At 65.2% G+C, this 670-nt stretch carries 1 pseudogene; it reads left to right on the forward strand.

Annotation, left to right across the window (positions count from 1 at the left end):
* Window positions 1-670, forward strand: a pseudogene (locus FV228_RS31795) (IS3 family transposase); the annotation flags it as partial.

Consider the following 670-nt stretch of genomic DNA (forward strand, 5'->3'; position numbering starts at 1 on the left):
GAGCAGAGCTATTATCGCTGGCGTAAGGAGTACGGCGGCCTGAAGGTCGATCAGGCCAAGAAGATGAAGGATCTGGAGCGCGAGAACGCCCGGCTTCGTCGCCTGGTAGCCGATTTATCTCTGGCGGGTCAGGTGCTGGCGGACGTCGCCTCGGGAAACTTGTAGCCCCCGAGCGACGCAGGCAGGCGGTGGACGGCATCCGGGAGAAGTACGACCTCTCGGAACGTCACGCCTGCCGGATCGTCGGCCAGCATCGGGGCACGCAGCGCTACGTGTCCACGTTGCCGGCCGACGAGGATGCGCTGACCCGTGCCATCATCGCCTCGGCGTCCGCGTATGGGCGCTACGGCTACCGCCGCGTCACCGCGCTGCTGCAGGCAGCAGGATAGCAGGTGGGTAAGGATCGGGTTCATGGTTCGACAGGCTCACCATGAGCGCATCTGGCGTCGCGAGGGGCTAAAGGTCCCGCAGAAGCACCGACCACGCAGTCGCCTGTGGCTGAACAATGGATCCTGCGTGCGGCTGCGCCCGCTCCATCGCAACCACGTCTGGAGTTTTGACTTCGTCCAGGCCCGGACCCACGACGGACGCTCGCTCCGGATCCTGACGCTGATCGACGAGCATAGCCGGGCTTGTCTGGCGCTGAAGGTGGCGCGACGCATCAACAGCG

It is taken from the genome of Methylobacterium sp. WL18 (assembly GCF_008040015.1).
In the GTDB taxonomy this organism is placed as follows: domain Bacteria; phylum Pseudomonadota; class Alphaproteobacteria; order Rhizobiales; family Beijerinckiaceae; genus Methylobacterium; species Methylobacterium mesophilicum.